Here is a 15,392-nt window from a genome sequence, read left to right as displayed (position 1 = left end):
CCCCGGAGTTATACCCAGACATGTCCATCCAAGCCATTGAGGAAACCACGGTGAAGGCGTTCCCCGCGAAGCCTGCCGCAGTCATCGCTTTCACCGCCAAAGCGCGGCGCCGCTTCGACCCGATCGCGATCGCCGGCAGGCTGGCCACCGCCCTGGTGCCGCCGGTCATCGTTATCGCCTTCATGCTGGTCGTGTGGCAGATCGCCTGCTCGTCGCCGACCGCCAGCCTACCGCCGCCCAGCCAGGTGTGGAACGAGGCCTATGACCTGATCGCGCATCCGTTCTTCAACAACGGCCCGCAGGATATCGGCCTTGCGTGGCGGGTGCTGATCTCTCTGCAGCGCGTCGCCATCGGCTTCGGCCTGGCGGCGATCGTCGGCGTCGCGCTCGGCGCCCTGGTCGGCCAGTCGATCTGGGCCATGCGTGGCCTCGATCCGGTGTTCCAGATACTGCGCACCGTGCCGCCGCTGGCCTGGTTGCCGCTGTCGCTGGCTGCTTTCCGCGATTCCAGCCCGTCGGCGCTGTTCGTTATCTTCATCACCTCGATCTGGCCGATCATCATCAACACCGCCGTCGGCGTGCGAAACATTCCGGAAGACTACCGCAACGTCTCGCGCATCTTGCGGCTCAACCAGTTCGAATTCTTCGTCAAGATCATGGTTCCGGCCGCCGCACCCTACATCTTCACCGGCCTCAGAATCGGCATCGGCCTGTCCTGGCTCGCCATCGTCGCCGCCGAAATGCTGACCGGCGGCGTCGGCATCGGCTTCTTCATCTGGGACGCCTGGAACTCGTCGCGGCTGCCCGACATCATCGTCGCGCTCGCCTATATCGGCGTCACCGGCTTCTGCCTCGACCGCCTGGTCGCTGCGGTCGGCGCTTTCGTCACCCGCGGCACAACGGCAAAGTGAGGAGAGGGCGATGACGGCCTATCTGAAGCTCGACCATATCGACAAATCCTTTGCCCGCGGCGGTCAGGTCAGCGAGGTGCTCAAGGACATCAGGCTGACCATCGACAAGGGCGAATTCGTCTCCATCATCGGCCATTCCGGCTGTGGCAAGTCGACCTTGCTCAATCTGATCGCCGGGCTGACCAAGGTTTCCGCCGGCGCCGTGCTGCTTGAAAACAAGGAGGTCGACAGCCCCGGACCCGAGCGCGCCGTGGTGTTCCAGAACCACAGCCTGCTGCCATGGCTCACCGTCTACGAAAACATCAGCCTGGCGGTGTCGAAAGTCTTTGGTCGTTCCAAGAGCAGGACCGAACGGCATGACTGGATCATGCGCAATCTTGATCTCGTGCAGATGGCCCATGCCAAGGACAAGCGGCCGGCCGAAATATCGGGCGGCATGAAGCAGCGCGTCGGCATTGCCCGGGCGCTTGCCATGGAGCCGAAGATCCTGTTGCTCGACGAGCCGTTCGGTGCACTCGACGCGCTGACGCGCGCCCATCTTCAGGACGCGGTCATGGACATCCATTCCAGGCTCGGCTCGACGACGATCATGATCACCCACGATGTCGACGAGGCGGTATTGTTGTCCGATCGCATCGTCATGATGACCAACGGTCCGGCGGCTACCATCGGCGAGGTGCTTGCGGTGCCGCTGGCACGGCCGCGTCGCCGCGTCGAACTCTCTTCCGACCGCACCTTTTTGCGCTGCCGCGAAGCGGTGCTGAAGTTCCTCTATGAACGTCATCGCTTCGTCGAAGCCGCGGAGTAACGCCATGACCGAAAAGCTCGTCATCATCGGCAACGGCATGGCCCCTGGGCGCATGCTGGAGCATCTGCTCGAACAGGCGCCGGGCCGCTACACCGTGACCATCTTCAACGCCGAGCCGCGAGTGAACTACGACCGCATCATGCTGTCGCCGGTTCTCTCCGGCGAAAAGGCCTATGAGGAAATCATCATCCACGGCGACGGCTGGTACATCGCCAACAACATCACCCTCTACAAGGGTCACAAGATCGTCGCCATCGACCGGGCGGCCAAGACCGTCACCTCCGACCACGGCGTCACCGAGCCTTACGACAAGCTCGTCATCGCCACCGGATCAGTGCCTTTCATCATTCCGGTGCCCGGTCACGATCTGCCGGGCGTGCTGACCTATCGCGACCTCGACGATGTTCAGGCCATGATGCTTGCCGCCCAGTCGCGCGCCAAGGCCGTGGTCATCGGCGGCGGCCTGCTCGGGCTGGAGGCGGCAGCAGGTTTGAACGCCCAAGGCATGGACGTCACCGTGCTGCATGTCATGCCGACATTGATGGAGCGCCAGCTCGATCCAGCCGCCGGCTATCTCCTGCAGCGCGCGGTGGAACAGCGCGGCATCAAGGTCATCACCAAGGCCAACACCCAGGCGATCACCGGCAACGGCAAGGTCGGGCAGGTGGAGCTTGCCGATGGCACCATCATCCCGGCAACGCTGGTGGTGATGGCGGTCGGCATCCGGCCGAATGCGGCGCTGGCCAAGGAGGCCGGCATAGCCGTCAATCGTGGTATTGTCGTCGATGCCGGCATGCGCAGCAACGACCCCGACGTCTACGCGCTCGGCGAATGCGCCGAGGTCAACGGCCAGGTCTACGGGCTGGTCGCGCCGCTCTACGAGATGGCGCGCGTTGCCGCGAACCAGTTGGCCGGCAACGAGGCAGCGGCCTTCGTCCACATGGACACGCCGACCAAGCTCAAGGTCACCGGCATCGACCTGTTCTCGCTTGGCGACTTCGCCGAAGGCGAGGACCGCCAGGAGATCGTGCTGCGCGATGCCGCCGCCGGCGTCTACAAGCGCCTTGTGCTCAAGGACGACCGCATCATCGGCACCGTGCTTTATGGCGAGACGGCGGATGGGGCCTGGTTCAACGATCTCAAGAAGAAGCAGACCGACATATCGGAGATGCGCGACACGCTCATCTTCGGCCAGTCCTACCAGGGGGGTGCCCCGCTGGACCCTATGGCGGCCGTTGCAGCCTTGCCGGATGATGCGGAAATCTGCGGCTGCAACGGCGTTTGCAAGGGAAAGATCACCGGCGCGATCACGGCCAAGGGCCTGGCTTCGCTCGACGACGTGCGCGCCCACACCAAGGCATCGGCTTCCTGCGGTTCGTGCACCGGGCTGGTCGAGAAGCTGATGGTGCTGACCATCGGCGACAAATACAACCCGGCCGCCGTGCAACCCATGTGCGGCTGCACCACGCTCGGCCATGACGAGGTGCGCCGGCTGATCATCGCCAAGAGCCTGAAGACCATTCCCGCCGTCATGCAGGAGCTGGAATGGACGACCTCCTGCGGCTGCGCAAAATGTCGGCCGGCGCTCAACTACTACCTCGTCTGCGACTGGCCGAACGATTACGCCGACGACTATCAGTCGCGCTTCATCAACGAACGCGTCCACGCCAACATCCAGAAGGACGGCACCTATTCGGTGGTGCCGCGCATGTGGGGCGGCGTCACCAACGCCGCCGAACTGCGCGCCATCGCCGACGTCGTCGATAAGTTCGAGATACCGATGGTCAAGGTCACCGGCGGCCAGCGCATCGACATGCTGGGCATCCGCAAGGAGGATCTGCCGGCGGTGTGGGCCGATCTCGGCCAGGCCGGCTTCGTCTCAGGCCATGCTTACGCCAAGGGCCTGCGCACGGTGAAGACCTGTGTCGGCTCCGACTGGTGCCGCTTCGGCACGCAGGATTCGACCGGCCTCGGCATTCGCATCGAGAAATTCATGTGGGGCTCGTGGACCCCGGCCAAGGTCAAAATGGCGGTGTCGGGCTGTCCGCGCAACTGCGCCGAGGCGACCTGCAAGGATGTCGGCGTGATCTGTGTCGACAGTGGCTACGAGATCCATTTCGCCGGCGCCGCCGGCCTCGACATCAAGGGCACCGAAGTGCTTGGCCTGGTCAAGACCGAGGACGAGGCGCTGGAGCATATCGTGGCGCTGACGCAGATGTATCGCGAGCAGGGCCGCTATCTCGAGCGCATCTACAAATGGGCCAAGCGCATCGGCATCCCCGAGATCAAGCGCCAGATCATGGACGACGGTGCAAAGCGCAAGGCCTATTACGAGCGCTTCGTCTTCAGCCAGAAATTCGCCCAGGTCGACCCGTGGTCGGAACGCGTCTCCGGCAAGGACAAGCACGAGTTCCGGCCAATGGCTTCTGTCGGGTTTGCGCAGGCGGCGGAGTGATCAAAATGGACTGGATATCGATCGGCTCACTCTCCGACATCCCGCGGCGTGGCGCGCGCTGCGTCGACACACCCGAGGGTAAGATCGCCGTCTTCCGCACGCAGGACGATCAGGTCTACGCCATCGACGATCATTGCCCGCACAGAGGTGGGCCGCTGAGCCAAGGCATCGTCCACGGCACCGCCGTCACCTGTCCCTTGCACAATTGGGTCATCTCGCTGGAGACGGGCAAGGCGCTCGGCGCCGACGAGGGCGCCGTGCGCACCATTCCTGTGCGGATCGAGGGCGAGCTCCTGTTCATTGCGCTGAAAGCGCTGGCCAGCCGCGCGGCCTGAAGCATGGAACTGGGCGAAGCGCGCGAGGTGAGGACCACCTGCCCCTATTGCGGGGTGGGTTGCGGCGTGCTGGCGAAAGTCGCCGCGAACGGTGAAGTCAGCGTCCGCGGCGACCCCGACCATCCAGCGAACTTCGGCCGGCTCTGCTCCAAGGGCTCGGCCCTGGCCGAAACCATCGACCTCGACGGCAGGCTGCTCTACCCCGAAGTCCACGGTCGCCGTGCCGGCTGGGACGAGGCGCTCGACCGCGTCGCTTCGACCTTTTCGCAAACCATCGTCGAGCACGGTCCTGACTCCGTCGCCTTCTATGTCTCCGGCCAGTTGCTGACCGAAGACTACTATGTCGCCAACAAGCTGATGAAGGGCTTCATCGGCTCGGCCAACATCGACACCAATTCGCGGCTATGCATGGCCTCCTCGGTTGCCGGCCACCGCCGCGCCTTCGGCTCCGACACCGTGCCCGGCACCTACGAGGATCTCGAGCTCGCCGACCTGATCGTGCTGGTCGGCTCCAATCTCGCCTGGTGCCATCCCGTGCTCTTCCAGCGCATCGCGGCGGCCCGGGAAAAACGACCGGAGATGAAGGTCGTGCTGGTCGACCCGCGCCGAACCATGACCGCTGATATCGCCGACATTCACCTGGCGATCGCGCCGGATGGCGACGTTGCTTTGTTCACCGGCCTGCTCGCCTGGCTCGGCCGGCACAACGCACTCGACCGTGGCTATGTGACCGCACACACGACCGGCTTCGGCCAAGCTCTCTTCGCCGCATCGGCGCTCGACCTTGCCGGCATCGCCGCCGCCACCGGCCTGAGCGAGGACGAGCTCACCCGCTTCTACAACCTGTTCGCCGCGACTGCGAAAACCGTCACGGTCTACAGCCAGGGAGTGAACCAGTCGTCTTCGGGCACCGACAAGGTCAACGCCATCATCAACTGCCATCTCGCCACCGGCCGCATCGGCAAACCTGGGGCAGGGCCGTTTTCAGTGACCGGCCAGCCCAACGCCATGGGCGGCCGCGAGGTCGGCGGCATGGCCAATATGCTGGCCGCCCATATGGAGATCGAAAACCCCGAGCACCGCGACCGCGTGCAGCGTTTCTGGAATGCGCCGGCCGTCGCCCAAAAGCCCGGTCTGAAGGCGGTCGAGATGTTTCAGGCGGTGGCCGACGGGCGCATCAAGGCGCTGTGGATCATGGCCACCAACCCGGTCGATTCGATGCCGGATGCCGATGCCGTCGAGGCAGCGATCAAGGCCTGCCCGTTTGTCGCGGTTTCGGATGTGCTGGCGAGCACGGACACCGTGCGCCACGGCCATGTGCGGCTGCCCGCCGCCGCATGGGGCGAGAAGGACGGCACCGTGACCAATTCAGAGCGCCGCATCTCGCGCCAGCGCAGCTTTCTTGCGGTGCCTGGTGAGGCGCGGCCGGATTGGTTGATCGTCGCCGAGGTGGGCAAGCTGATGGGGTTTGACGAGGCGTTTTCCTATTCGTCGCCAGCGGAAATCTTCGCCGAACACGCCGCGCTGTCGGGGTTCGAGAATGACGGCGCACGGGATTTCGATATTGGTGGTTATGCTGGTGTTGATAAGGAGGCCTATGCAGCGCTTGAGCCTTTCCAATGGCCGGCGCCGAGCCCAGCCATCCCCCTCTGGCCTGCCGGCCATCTCCCCCGCAAGGGGGGAGATCAGCCGTCGCCTCGGCCTTCGCCAATTACCAACGATGCAGAAGATATGCCGGCGTCAAAGCTGCCAATCTCCCCCCTTGCGGGGGAGATGTCCGGCAGGACAGAGGGGGGTGTTCAAGCGGGACTTGACCCTTCCAACACCCGCTTCTTCGCCAACGGCAATTTCTACAATCCCGACCGCAAGGCCCGCTTCATCGCCATTCGTCCCATCGTCGAGACACGCACCAGCCCGGACTATCCGCTGATCCTCAACACCGGCCGCGTTCGCGACCATTGGCACACAATGACCCGCACCGGCAAAAGCCCACGTCTCTCCCAGCACATGGCCGAGCCCTTCGTCGAGATCCACCCGGCGGATGCCACGCATCACGGCATTGGCGACGCCGACATCGTGCGCGTCTCCAGCCCGCGCGGCGATGTGCTGGTGCGCGCGCTGGTGACGGCACGCCAGCGCCAGGGGAGCGTGTTTGCGCCGATGCACTGGACTGACCAGTTTTCGGCAAAAGGCCGGCTCGACACGCTGACCGCGCCTCTGACCGATCCGGTTTCCGGTCAGCCTGCGCTGAAACATGTCGGCGCCCGCATCGAGAAGTTCGCCGCGAGAGCCTTCGGCTTCGCCGTGGTGCGCCGCAAGCCGGTGGCGGTCGCAGCAGATTACTGGGCCGTGGCCAAATGCAAGGGCGGCTGGCGGGTGGAGCTTGCCTTTGCTGACGACGACATCGACTGGGCTGGTTTTGCTGGTTCGCTTTTCGATGTTCCCGTAGCCGATACGCTCGCTTATCACGACCGCGATACCGGCCAGCATCGTATTGCTGCCTTCGACGACCAGCACCTCGCCGGGGCTTTGTTTATCGCGTCGGGACCGGTGGCGGTTTCGCGGGGTTGGGCGGCACAGCAACTCCAGGAGGTTCACACCAGCCAGCGCGAACGCTTCAGGATCGTCGCCGGTCGCGCCGGCGCCGATCGGCCCGATGCGGGCGCGACCGTCTGCTCCTGTTTCAGCGTCGGGGTCAACCAGATCGCGGCGGCAGTGGCAGCCGGGTTCGCGACAGTCGAAGCCATAGGCGGCGCCCTGAAGGCCGGCACCAATTGCGGCTCCTGCCGGTCCGAGATCCGGGCGGTCATCCAGGCCAATCGGGTTCAGGCTGCGGAGTAGATGCGGCTGGATGGGGAGGGGATCTGACTATATCCTCTTGGGCCACCACGGTCATCGATTGCGGAAGGTGTGGCGGTCCTTTTCGGGTCGCTGTGAGTGCGCCGGCAGGAGGATCACCTGGCTTGGCTGTCTAATCCAGCCGGTCGCGCAGGATGCTCCAGGGGAGCAGCATATTCGGTGCATAGCGCACGAGGTTGTGCAGCGGGATCGGCGCTGGCGGTGCGAAGGGGAGCGGCAGATATCGGGCGTCCGTTCCGCTCGCCCAGTCCGCCAGCACTTTGCCCATTACCGTGGTCATGGCGATGCCGCGGCCGTTGCAGGCGAAGCCGGCGATCAGGCCCGGGCGGAGGTCGATGAGGCGCGGCAGGAAATCCGGCACCACCGCCGCCACGCCTGTCCAGCTGTAGGCAAGCGGCGGCAGGTCAGGCAAATCGAGATGCCTGGCGAGCCGTCGCCAGATCGTTTGCGGCATGCGCGTCTCAGCGCCGGCTCCGACGACATGCATGCCGCCGCTGATCAGCCGGTTCTGGCCATCGAAGCGGCACGTGAACAGGTTTCGCCTGGTGTCGCCGACGCCCTGGCCGCCGGGCAGCAGGCGCGCGCGTATGGCCCGCGACAGCGGCGCAGTGGCGATCTGGAAGACTTTCAGCGGGATATAGGTCCGCGCCAGTGTCCGGTTCAGTGCCCCGCCATAGGCGTTGGTGGCGATCACCACCTTGCCCGCACGCACGGCGCCGGATGCGGTCGTCAAGGTCCAGCCATCCGCAGCGCGGTCGATGGAAGCGACGCGCGTCTGCTCGAAGATCCGCGCGCCGGCTTTTTCGGCGGCATCGGCCAGGCCGCGCGCATACTCGACCGGATTGAGGACGCCGCCCGAGTTATCCATCCAACCGCCGGCGTAGCCGCCGATACCGGTGAGCGTCGTGACCGCCTTGGCATCGAGCGTTACGGTCGGCCTGCCCCGCGCCGCCCATTGCTCGGCGCGCGATCGCGTCTTTTCCAGCGCGGCGGACGAATGCGCCGGCTGGATCCAACCATTCTGCACAGCGTCGCATTCTATGCCATGCCGCTTGATCAGCCCGAAGACCAGGTCGGCGCTGCCGGCGGCGAAGTCAACCAGGCACCCGCCGCGCTCGGGTCCGAGTTCGGCGATGATGTCGTCTGGATCCCGCTTGGCGAAGTTCGGAACGACGAAGCCGGCATTCCGGCCGGTCGCACCCCAGGCAATGAATTCGGCTTCGAGGACCGCGACCGAAAGCCCCTTCTCGGCGGCATGCAATGCCGTCGACAGGCCGGAAAAGCCGCCGCCAACGATTGCGAGATCGACGTCGAGCCCGCCTTGCAGCGTGCCCCGGTCGCAGCGGTTGCGGCTGACGGCATGCCAGAGTGAAACGCCATGCACGTCTTGCCGGATCATGGCATTCATGGTCCGGCCTCGTTCTCGCTGGCCGCTGCCTTTTTCTGTTTGCCGGGCTTCGGCCGGCGCGGCCGATCGCCGAACAATCCGTTCGGCCGGATCAGCAGGATGACGCACAGCATGACGCCGATGGCGACGATCTGCAGCGAGGCCGCGCGTGCTTGCTGCTCGGGCGCAAACAGCACGCTGGTCAGCGTGCCCGACCCCGCCCATATCGCCCAGACCAGGATGCTGCCGGCAATGGCGCCGGCATTGCTGCCCGAGCCGCCGACGATCAGCATCACCCAGACCTGGAAGGTCAGGATCGGCAGATAGTTATCGGGCGCGATGAAGCCGGTGAAATGCGCCTGCAAAGCGCCGGCCAGCGCCATGATGGCGCCGCCGACGGCAAAGGCCTGGACGCGGTAGAAGCGCGCGCTCTTGCCCAGCGAAATCGCCGCTCGCTCGTCCTCGCGCAGCGCCTTGAGCACGCGGCCCCAGGGGCTGCGCGACAGGTGCTCCAGAGCGAGATAGGCGATCAGCGTCACAGCCGAAACGACGGCGAGGTTCGACAGGTTGAACAACAGCGGCGTTTCGGCAAGGCCGCCGAACGGGCGCGGGATGAAACCGATGCCGAACGGGCCGCCCGTGAGTTTTTGCGCGTTGAGCGCGACCAGCTGCACGACGACGGCGACGCCGAAGGTGGTGATCGCCAGGTAGTCTGATCGCAGACGCAGCGTGGCCATGCCGGTAATTGCTGCGGCGATACCGCCGACGATCATGGCGCCCGCCCAGCCGGCCAGGATCGGCAGACCGAAGCCGCCGAAGCGCGCGGCATCGTCCGGGGTCGTGAGCAGCGCCGATGTATAGGCGCCGATGGCGACGAATCCGGCAAGGCCGACATTGAAAAGGCCAGTCAGCCCCCACTGCAGATTGAGCCCCAGTGTGACCAGCGAAAAGATCAGTGCGGTGGTCAGGAAGAAGGCGCCGTAGCCGAGCAGGTCCATCAGCGTTCCCTCACACCAAACAGGCCGATCGGCCGCACGAACAGCACCGCCATCAGGATGATGAAGGAGATTGCGGCGCGCCATTCGGCGCCGATCAGCTGCACCGCACCGGCTTCGGCAAGGCCAATGATCAGGCCGCCGAGCACGGCGCCCGGTATGCTGCCGATGCCGCCCAGGATGGCGGCTGCGAACATCGGTAGCAGCATGTCGAAGCCCATGAACGGGCGGATCTGCACCAGAATGCCGATCATCACGCCGGCCACGCAGGCCAGCGCCCCGCCGATGATCCAGGTGACACGCACAACGGAGGCAACGTCGATACCGACGATGCGGGCCAGGGCCGCATTCTGGCTCAGCGCCTGCATGGAGCGGCCGGTCTGCGTGCGTGTCATCAACAGATGCACGCCGAGCACCAGCACTGCGGTCAGCAGCAGCAGCGCGATCTGATCGGGCGTGATGCGGATGCCGAAGCCGACCGGCATGGCGATCTGGATCGCCCGGCTGAAATAGGTCGGGCGTGAGCTGAAGGTGAATTCGAGCAGGCTGCGCAGTGCCATCGAGGCGCCGAAGCTCGCCATCACCACGATGATCGCTTGCCCCTGCGAGCGCAGCCGCGAAAACAGCACCTTGTCGAGCAACAGCGCCAGCAGGGCGGTGAAAGTCATGCCGACAAGCAGCGCAACCAGCAGCGGCCAGCCGAAAGACAGCGGTCCAATGGGCGCCACCTTGCCGAAGATCGCGCCGATGGCGCTGACGACGGCGAGCGTCGCATAGGTGCCCCAGGCCATGAAGTCGCCATGGGCGAAGTTCGAGAAGCGCAGGATCGAGTAGGTCAGCGTCACGCCGATGGCGCCAAGGCCGATCATCGAGCCGGTCAGCAGCCCATCGACGACAAATTGCAGGCTCATGCCGCGCCTCCCTTGCCGACGGGGGACGGGCGTTGGCCGAGATAGAGTTCGGCGACGACAGGATCGTTCCACAGTTCGGAAGCAACGCCCTCGTGCCGGTCCTTGCCGTCGACCAGCACATAGGCGCGGTCGCCGATGGCAAGCGCTGCCTTGGCGTTCTGTTCGACCAGCAGGATGGTGACGCCGGACCTGCGGATGCCGGCCAGCATCTCGAACACCGTCGATACGAATTTCGGCGACAGGCCGGCCGACGGTTCGTCGAGTACCAGCACCTTGGGATGGACGATCAGGGCGCGTGCGACGGCGAGCATCTGCCGCTGTCCGCCCGACAGATTGCCGGCGGCGGTGCGGCGCTGGCGGACGAGGTCGGGGAAGGCCGCATACATTTCCTCGATGCGGGCAGGGATTTCGCGTCGCTCGAGGATGCCGCAGGCGACTTTCAGATTGTCCTCGACCGACATCAGCGGAAAGATGTTCTCCGTCTGCGGTACGAAGGCGAGGCCGAGCCGGACCATGGTGTGGGCGGGCGCGGCGGTTATGTCCTTGCCGTCCAGGAACACCGCGCCGCCGGTGATCGGGACAAGGCCGGCGATCGCCTTGATGAAGCTCGACTTGCCGGCGCCGTTGGGGCCGAGCACGACGACGATCTCGCCCTTGCCGACGGTGATCGAGGCGCCGCGCACGATCGGCACGCCAAGCTCATAGCCGGCCTCGAGATTGCGGACGTTGAGGACAGTTTCGCTCATGCCGCACCTCCGAGATAGGCCTCGATGACGCGCGGGTCGCGGGCGACCTCTTCCGCCGTGCCTTCGCTGAGCAACTGGCCGCTCGCCATGACCAGCACGCGGTGGCAGAGCCGCGTCACCATGTCGATATTGTGCTCGATCAGCAGGAAGGTGATGCCGCGCGCGTTGATGCCGCGGATACGGTCGATGATGATCTCGAGCAGCGTCGCGTTGACGCCGGCCGCCGGTTCGTCGAGCAGGATGATCGCCGGATCGGCCATCATGACGCGGGCGAGTTCGAGCAGCTTGCGCTGGCCGCCGGAAAGCACGCGTGCCGGCTCGTGCGCGAGATGGGTGAGAGTGACCAACTCCAGCAGCTCGAGCGCCTTTGTCCTGGCAGCCCTTTCTTGTGCTGCGACCCGCCAAGGCGTGACGAAGTTGGCGAGCAATTTTTCGCCGGCTTGGCCCTGTGCCGCCAGCATGATGTTTTCGATCAACGTCAGATTGGGCAGCGGGCGTGGGATCTGGAAGGTGCGTCCAAGACCACGGCCGATACGCAGATGAGCGGCTTCGCCGGAGACGCGCGTGCCATTGAGCAGAATGTCGCCGCTGGTTGGCAATATGCTGCCGGCGAGCAGGTCGAACATGGTCGTCTTGCCGGCTCCATTGGGTCCGATCAGGCCGAGGATTTCGCCCGCTTTGACATCAAACGAGACATTGTCGACGGCGACAAGGCCGCCAAAACGCCTGATGACGTTTCGTGCCGTCAGAACCGGCGCACGGGTCTCCTGCCCTTGGCGCTGCGCTGCATCGCTCATCAAACCCTCTGGCCGAAGACGATCGTTGTCGCCTCCTGATTTTTGATTTGTGATCACACTTGCTTTGATCACGCTATTCGGCTTTAATTTCATTCGCAAGCCGAAAACGGGGCAAATGCCGGTAATGCAGAAGGCTGCCATCGAAAAGAACAACGAGACGATCGCAGCCCAGCTTACGCCGGTCGGCCGCGAGACCGTGCAGGATCGCGTCTATTCCGAGCTGCGCCGTGCTCTGATCGGTGGCCTTTTCGAGCCAAACCAGGTGCTGACCATCCGTGGTCTTGCCGATGCGCTGGTCACCTCGACCATGCCGGTACGCGAAGCGCTCGGCCGGCTGATCACGGAAAAGGCGCTGGAGGCGCTGCCCAACCGTTCCGTGCGCGTGCCGCCGATCACGCTGGAGCGCATCGACGACCTCCTGCGTGCCCGCTCCCTCATCGAAGGCGAAGCGATAGCGCTTGCCGCCAGGCGCATGAGCCCGCGCCAGATCGCATCGATCGAAGCCATGCTGGGCGAGTGGGACGAGATGCGGGCCCTGAAGCACAAGAAGGATATCGATCGCGAAGCGACGCTCAACCAGAGCTTCCATTTTGAGATCTACCGCTGCTGCGGCTCGGCTGTGCTGATCCCGATGATCGAAAGCCTCTGGCTTCAATCGGGTCCCTGCATCCGCGTCGCCATCTATGCCTTCTCCGAGGCAGGCGAGGTTGATACCGCCCACTATCATCGTCGAATTGTCGCGGCACTTGCCAAACAGGATGCGCAAGCGGCGCGCGAGGCGCTGGTAGCCGACATCAGCCGCCCCTTCGCCTTCCTGCGCGACAAACTTCAATCGGCGAAGGACTGACATGCCCAAGCCCGCCATCGGCATCACAGAACCACGCTCGAAGCTTTCCGTGACGGCGCTGCTATTGCCCGAAAAGGCGCCGGAGAATGCCGCCTTCCTGCTGGCGTATCTGGCGCAGCCACGCATCATCCCAGGCATCCATGCGATGTGGACAGGACCGGAAATCTCGTGCCCGGTTCCGTCAGCCGATCTCCACGGCCAGGCCTATGCCCAGTCTTTGCCACCGGAGAATGCAACGGTGACGCCGCAGCCCGGCGATATCGTGCTGTCCTATGTGCCGCCACGCGTGTGGGGCGGCAATCCCAATGCCATCTTCGATATCGGCCTGTACTACGGGCAGGGGACGCGGCTGCTGTTCCCGATCGGCTGGCTGGCCGGCAGCGTGGTCGCGCAAGTGCTTGCCGGAGAGCGCGATCAGTTTGCCGCCGCCTGCGGCGTCATCCGCCGCAACGGCGCCTGTGACATCACCTTCAGCCTGGTGGAGGCCTGAATGGCCGACGACAGTTTCGAACTCTTCGATCTGCGCGTCGAAGCGGTCATCCCCGAGGGCAAGCCGGTCTATTGCGGCGCCAGGGCCGGCGACTATTTCGAACTCAAGGGCGAAATGCTCTCGCTGCCGGCAGGGCAGGGTTTTTCGATCTATTCGATCTCGGCCGTGTTGCCGCTCCTGGCGGCAAAGCAGCGCCCGACGCATGCAAATGACTGGATGACCTCGGATGCCGAGATCGCCTGTCCCGATCCCAATTGCGCCAGCCGGCTCCGCATCGTCAGGCTTGCCAAGCGGCGGTTCAGCCATGCCGAAACCACGGCCGTGCCGCTGCCGAAGGAGACCGACAAGGGATGACCGCCAGGACCATCGAACTCAGCCCCGGCTATGGGATCTCGCGAGTCATCCGCGGTGGCTGGCAGCTGGCCGGCGGGCATGGCGCCGTCGACCGCAGCCAGGCGGTGACCGACCTCATCGCCACTTTCGATGCCGGCATCTGGACCTATGACTGCGCCGACATCTACACCGGCGTCGAGGAACTGATCGGCGCCGCGCGCCTGCGGCTGGCCGGCGAGCGCGGTCTCGATGTCGCGGCCAGGATGAAGGTGCACACCAAGCTGGTGCCGGACCTCGAACGACTGGCAGGCATCAGCCGCGACTACATCAGGGGCATCGTCGATCAGTCGCTTCGCAGGCTCAAGACCGAGCGGATCGACCTCGTGCAGTTTCACTGGTGGGATTATGACCAGCCTCGTTACGTCGAGGCGATGGGTTGGCTCGACGAGCTTCGGCTGGAAGGCAAGGTGCGCAATCTCGGCACCACCAATTTCGATACGCCGAGGCTAGCCGAAATCCTCTCCGCGGGCATCCCGCTGGTCAGCCAGCAACTGCAATATTCAGTGCTCGACCAGCGGCCGGCAAACAGCCTTGCGGGCCTTGCCGCTAAGAACGGTGTCCGCTTCCTCTGCTACGGCTCGGTGGCGGGCGGCTTCCTCAGCGACAAATGGCTTGGCGTGGCCGAGCCCTCCACGCCGCTCGAAAACCGCTCGCTGGTCAAATACAAGCTGATCATCGACGACTTCGGCGGCTGGGAGCTGTTCCAGTCCCTGCTCAAGGCGCTGAAAGCGGTCGGCGATCGCCACGGCGTCGACATTGCCACCATCGCCTCGGCATGGGTGCTCGAGCAGCCGCAGGTCGCGGCCGTCATTGTCGGTGCGCGCAACCAGGCACATGCGCTGGCCAATACGAAAATCATGGACGTCGCGCTCGACGCCGACGATCGCGCGCGGATTGCTGCCGCCATCGCACAAGGCACCGGCCTCGCGGGCGATGTCTACGCGCTGGAGCGCGACCGTCATGGCCGCCACGGCTCGATCATGCATTACAACCTCAATGCGGGGAAGAAATGAGCGGAGAGCCTTCCCTTTTTTCGCGTGCCAGCGCTGAAATCATCGACCTGCATCGCTTCTTCGTCGACTGGTTTGTCGCCGCGCGAGCCGACGCTGTGGAGTTCGGCCGCTTCGAGGCTGTCATGGGCGAAGGCCTCACCATGGTGGCGCCGAATGGCCAGATCCTCGATCGCGACGCGGTCGTAGATCATGTCCGGACAAGCCGCGCCACTTGCGACGACGGTTTTGCCATATCGATCGAGGACATCAGGCCGGGTTGGCAGGACGCGGACACGATCGTCATCTTCTACATCGAGGCGCAACTGCGCGCCGGCAAACACAGTCGCCGGCAGTCCAGTGCGGTCTTCACCACCAGTTCATCGGCACCAAACGGCGTCGAATGGCGGCATCTGCATGAGACCTGGCTGCAGGCGCCGGAAGGCTGAACAGGCAAAAGTTCAAACAA

General features: G+C 64.7%; 15 protein-coding genes. 10 read left to right on the top strand and 5 right to left on the bottom strand.

The window, feature by feature from the left end:
- Positions 1-20 precede the first annotated feature (20 nt).
- The 5 genes from ntrB to X728_RS164570 are packed head-to-tail and all read left to right on the top strand — an operon-like array spanning position 21 to position 7,350.
- Positions 21-911, top strand: a complete 891-nt coding sequence (gene ntrB, locus X728_RS164550) for a nitrate ABC transporter permease (protein WP_023682697.1) — start codon at positions 21-23, stop codon at positions 909-911.
- Between the two features lie 10 nt (positions 912-921).
- Positions 922-1,719, top strand: a complete 798-nt coding sequence (locus tag X728_RS164555; protein WP_023682696.1) for an ABC transporter ATP-binding protein — start codon at positions 922-924, stop codon at positions 1,717-1,719.
- Between the two features lie 4 nt (positions 1,720-1,723).
- The gene (gene nirB, locus X728_RS164560) at positions 1,724-4,174 is read left to right on the top strand and encodes a nitrite reductase large subunit NirB (RefSeq protein WP_023708118.1); all 2,451 of its coding nucleotides are present in this window, start codon (positions 1,724-1,726) and stop codon (positions 4,172-4,174) included.
- Positions 4,175-4,179: 5 nt separating this feature from the next.
- A complete protein-coding gene (nirD, locus tag X728_RS164565) occupies positions 4,180-4,509 on the top strand; it encodes a nitrite reductase small subunit NirD (RefSeq protein ID WP_023686954.1) in 330 nt (109 codons plus the stop codon).
- A gap of 3 nt (positions 4,510-4,512) precedes the next feature.
- Positions 4,513-7,350 (top strand): nitrate reductase, encoded by a 2,838-nt coding sequence (locus tag X728_RS164570; RefSeq protein ID WP_023830394.1) that lies wholly within the window; start codon positions 4,513-4,515, stop codon positions 7,348-7,350.
- Positions 7,351-7,480: 130 nt separating this feature from the next.
- On the opposite strand, the gene X728_RS164575 is transcribed toward X728_RS164570, so the two are convergent.
- From X728_RS164575 to X728_RS164595, 5 genes are read right to left on the bottom strand one after another with little or no spacing between them, the layout of a single operon-like run.
- The gene (locus X728_RS164575; protein ID WP_023830393.1) at positions 7,481-8,776 is read right to left on the bottom strand and encodes an FAD-dependent oxidoreductase; all 1,296 of its coding nucleotides are present in this window, start codon (positions 8,774-8,776) and stop codon (positions 7,481-7,483) included.
- Complete coding sequence (locus X728_RS164580) at positions 8,773-9,756, bottom strand: branched-chain amino acid ABC transporter permease (protein WP_023830392.1); 984 nt, start codon at positions 9,754-9,756, stop codon at positions 8,773-8,775. The genes X728_RS164575 and X728_RS164580 overlap by 4 nt, the downstream gene beginning before the upstream one ends.
- Positions 9,753-10,661: a branched-chain amino acid ABC transporter permease gene (locus tag X728_RS164585; protein ID WP_023804430.1), complete on the bottom strand. Its 909-nt coding sequence runs from the start codon at positions 10,659-10,661 to the stop codon at positions 9,753-9,755. Before X728_RS164585 ends, X728_RS164580 begins: the two co-directional genes overlap by 4 nt.
- A complete protein-coding gene (locus X728_RS164590) occupies positions 10,658-11,407 on the bottom strand; it encodes an ABC transporter ATP-binding protein (protein ID WP_023804429.1) in 750 nt (249 codons plus the stop codon). The genes X728_RS164585 and X728_RS164590 overlap by 4 nt, the downstream gene beginning before the upstream one ends.
- A complete protein-coding gene (locus X728_RS164595; protein ID WP_023804428.1) occupies positions 11,404-12,204 on the bottom strand; it encodes an ABC transporter ATP-binding protein in 801 nt (266 codons plus the stop codon). The genes X728_RS164590 and X728_RS164595 overlap by 4 nt, the downstream gene beginning before the upstream one ends.
- Positions 12,205-12,328: 124 nt before the next feature.
- On the opposite strand from X728_RS164595, the gene X728_RS164600 reads away from it, so the two are divergent.
- From X728_RS164600 to X728_RS164620, 5 genes are read left to right on the top strand one after another with little or no spacing between them, the layout of a single operon-like run.
- Positions 12,329-13,051, top strand: a complete 723-nt coding sequence (locus tag X728_RS164600; protein ID WP_023686960.1) for a GntR family transcriptional regulator — start codon at positions 12,329-12,331, stop codon at positions 13,049-13,051.
- 1 nt (position 13,052) lies between these two features.
- Positions 13,053-13,541, top strand: coding sequence for a DUF3830 family protein (locus tag X728_RS164605; protein WP_023830391.1), 489 nt, complete (start codon positions 13,053-13,055; stop codon positions 13,539-13,541).
- The gene (locus X728_RS164610; protein WP_023667858.1) at positions 13,542-13,895 is read left to right on the top strand and encodes a TIGR04076 family protein; all 354 of its coding nucleotides are present in this window, start codon (positions 13,542-13,544) and stop codon (positions 13,893-13,895) included.
- On the top strand, positions 13,892-14,947 hold the full coding sequence (locus tag X728_RS164615) for an aldo/keto reductase (protein ID WP_023667859.1): 1,056 nt from the start codon (positions 13,892-13,894) through the stop codon (positions 14,945-14,947). The genes X728_RS164610 and X728_RS164615 overlap by 4 nt, the downstream gene beginning before the upstream one ends.
- Complete coding sequence (locus tag X728_RS164620; RefSeq protein ID WP_023667860.1) at positions 14,944-15,372, top strand: hypothetical protein; 429 nt, start codon at positions 14,944-14,946, stop codon at positions 15,370-15,372. Before X728_RS164615 ends, X728_RS164620 begins: the two co-directional genes overlap by 4 nt.
- Positions 15,373-15,392 lie beyond the last annotated feature (20 nt).

The sequence above is a fragment of the Mesorhizobium sp. L103C119B0 genome, from assembly GCF_000502235.1.
Lineage (GTDB): Bacteria > Pseudomonadota > Alphaproteobacteria > Rhizobiales > Rhizobiaceae > Mesorhizobium.
The sequence above is the reverse complement of the archived record's forward strand: the minus strand, read 5'-3'. Positions and strand labels throughout refer to the sequence as shown.

What these genes read in the sequence shown, in the direction of transcription:
- ntrB (WP_023682697.1), top strand. Translation starts at nt 21, where the DNA reads ATGTCCATCCAAGCCATTGAGGAAACCACGGTGAAGGCGTTCCCCGCG.
- X728_RS164555 (WP_023682696.1), top strand. Translation starts at nt 922, where the DNA reads ATGACGGCCTATCTGAAGCTCGACCATATCGACAAATCCTTTGCCCGC.
- nirB (WP_023708118.1), top strand. Translation starts at nt 1,724, where the DNA reads ATGACCGAAAAGCTCGTCATCATCGGCAACGGCATGGCCCCTGGGCGC.
- nirD (WP_023686954.1), top strand. Translation starts at nt 4,180, where the DNA reads ATGGACTGGATATCGATCGGCTCACTCTCCGACATCCCGCGGCGTGGC.
- X728_RS164570 (WP_023830394.1), top strand. Translation starts at nt 4,513, where the DNA reads ATGGAACTGGGCGAAGCGCGCGAGGTGAGGACCACCTGCCCCTATTGC.
- X728_RS164575 (WP_023830393.1), bottom strand. Translation starts at nt 8,776, where the DNA reads ATGAATGCCATGATCCGGCAAGACGTGCATGGCGTTTCACTCTGGCAT.
- X728_RS164585 (WP_023804430.1), bottom strand. Translation starts at nt 10,661, where the DNA reads ATGAGCCTGCAATTTGTCGTCGATGGGCTGCTGACCGGCTCGATGATC.
- X728_RS164590 (WP_023804429.1), bottom strand. Translation starts at nt 11,407, where the DNA reads ATGAGCGAAACTGTCCTCAACGTCCGCAATCTCGAGGCCGGCTATGAG.
- X728_RS164595 (WP_023804428.1), bottom strand. Translation starts at nt 12,204, where the DNA reads ATGAGCGATGCAGCGCAGCGCCAAGGGCAGGAGACCCGTGCGCCGGTT.
- X728_RS164600 (WP_023686960.1), top strand. Translation starts at nt 12,329, where the DNA reads ATGCAGAAGGCTGCCATCGAAAAGAACAACGAGACGATCGCAGCCCAG.
- X728_RS164605 (WP_023830391.1), top strand. Translation starts at nt 13,053, where the DNA reads ATGCCCAAGCCCGCCATCGGCATCACAGAACCACGCTCGAAGCTTTCC.
- X728_RS164610 (WP_023667858.1), top strand. Translation starts at nt 13,542, where the DNA reads ATGGCCGACGACAGTTTCGAACTCTTCGATCTGCGCGTCGAAGCGGTC.
- X728_RS164615 (WP_023667859.1), top strand. Translation starts at nt 13,892, where the DNA reads ATGACCGCCAGGACCATCGAACTCAGCCCCGGCTATGGGATCTCGCGA.
- X728_RS164620 (WP_023667860.1), top strand. Translation starts at nt 14,944, where the DNA reads ATGAGCGGAGAGCCTTCCCTTTTTTCGCGTGCCAGCGCTGAAATCATC.